This is a genomic window from Parabacteroides sp. Y3-G-102 (assembly GCF_023656845.1).
Taxonomy (GTDB): domain Bacteria; phylum Bacteroidota; class Bacteroidia; order Bacteroidales; family Tannerellaceae; genus Parabacteroides; species Parabacteroides distasonis.
Genome location: NZ_JAMOKU010000095.1, coordinates 1 through 2148 on the forward strand (window position 1 = coordinate 1; position 2148 = coordinate 2148).

Genomic DNA, 2148 nt, shown 5'->3' on the forward strand with positions numbered 1-2148 from the left:
GAAAGTATCTCTGATGGCAGAATCAACTGTGCCAATGCTAATAGTCCTTGATTGTTCATGGTACAAAGGTGCAAATTTTCTATAGAATTAAAGAATTTTCCCCCTGATTTATCGGGTGAGCCACCATATCTTCATCTTTTAGTTTATTCCAGTTTAAAGTGTTCACATTAGCAAAAAAAGGTATTGCACCATATTTGCCTTGCAGATAGCTCTTACGGATATCTACTCGTGGTTTAAAGTTTGCCAATGATGTTAATCGAGTAGAGCCATCTCTTTCTTTTTCAACAAACCAAACCTCATCTGTACGAATAAAATCTACATCTAGCAAATGGGACTCGTGTGTCGTACAAATTAGTTGAGTATTATTGGCATTAGAAAGTTGCGAAAAATAATACTCAAATATTTTTTGAGACATTATAGGATGCATACTACGATCAATTTCATCAATTAAATAGACAGCAGAATTGAATTGAAGATCAATAAGCATTGGAATAAAATCCAACAATCGAATAGAACCATCAGATTCTTCATCCATATCAAAAACAACATCCTCATCTTGACTATTCTTGTGTACAGTCATTTGTTTGTATATCTTAGTTTGACCTTCTTTATCCGTTTCGAAGAAATATACAGATTGTTGATCGGAAGAAGCAACACAACAGTTTTCATCCGGTTTAGCTTCTGATAGTATTTGTGATATTAGCTTTTTAGGTAAATCTGTTTCTTCCTTATTAGTTGCTACTTTTTTAAGATCAGAAATACCTGTATTAAAGAAATGCAACAACCTTTTAGTCACATTAGAAAACTCATCATCTTTTTCCAGTCGAAAGGACAAACCCCGAAAACGAGTTTCTGGAAAAATAATTTTCAAATTATCATCAAACCAGTTATAAACATTACTAATCGCAATTATACCTTTTCCATTTCTTTTATGGTATTCGGACAAAAAACTTTTATCTATTGGCGTTCCTTCTGATAGAAATTTTACAAATTGCTTAGATTCTTCATTTCCTTCAATCTCTCCAAAGAAGTAATTAACATAATCTACCTCTTGTATACGCTCAAATATTTTTTTCTTTGCCCGACTACTAATTTGATACAACCACTCCTTCTTAATCCCTCTGATATTAAATATCACCCCATACGAGTAATACAAAGAATCTGCCTTAATCTCAATTTCCAATTTAGAATCCACCTTTTTTTCAGGTGCCAGCTTAAATACATCCCAATTATTTCTAGGGAATCTTCCTAATGCAATGTTTTTCAAAATATTCACACAGCGAATCATATTGGATTTGCCAGAAGCATTAGCTCCATAAATAATAGATGATCTCAAAACCGATATATCATCTCTTTTTTCGGCTCTATATACATGTGCCGGAAGAGATGTACCTTTCCCTGCAATGAAACTAATTTCGGTTTCAGAATTGAAAGATAGTATATTTTCAAATTTTGCTCTCAGTATCATTCTTGTCTTTATTTTCAATTTTGATGCAAACATACGACACAAAATGCAAATAAACAAGAAATTTCGTCTTTTTCTTTAGAAAAATCACCAACGACTGATATTTAGACATGGAAGCGATTGAAAAAGTGAAAGGATATTAGGAGTGTGTATAATATTAAAGATATATGTGTTTTTTCAACCAATTGTTTCGGTAGTATTCAAATGGCAAGCAAAACTATGAGAAATTACTATAATAAAAACGCCCTTATCGGTACTGGCAGTTATACAAAACAACTTCTATTTTTGCAAATTCAAAAATAAAAAATTATCTTTGCCCTCAGTATTCTCCATGAGCAAACTACCGCAAAAGCACGTAGTAAATCAGTGGGTTAAATCATGGGATATGCTTGAAGCTAAAAATATAAAATTTTAAATATCAGCGTGGTAACTCTATTAGGAGAATCCCAGGCGGATCACATAAGAACAAAGCCAAACGGCGACAAAAAAGAGACAAGTCCTACAATATCAACGTATTGTAGGACTTTTTTTATTGTTTCAGTCTTGCTTAAAAGACAAAAAAGGGCTCACCCGATAAACCTGGGGGATTAAGCATACAGCTTTGTAAGTCTGAAAAGAAAGAATTTTATATCCGTTACTCCTCTTAAAGCAGCTCTAAACGCCTTAATTTTAGCATTAAAAGA

At 32.8% G+C, this 2148-nt stretch carries 1 protein-coding gene; it reads right to left on the reverse strand.

Going from position 1 to position 2148, the window contains the following annotated elements:
- Positions 1 to 79 precede the first annotated feature (79 nt).
- Positions 80 to 1468: an AAA family ATPase gene (locus tag NBH16_RS23160; RefSeq protein WP_250789130.1), complete on the reverse strand. Its 1389-nt coding sequence runs from the start codon at positions 1466 to 1468 to the stop codon at positions 80 to 82.
- Between the last annotated feature and the right edge of the window lie 680 nt (positions 1469 to 2148).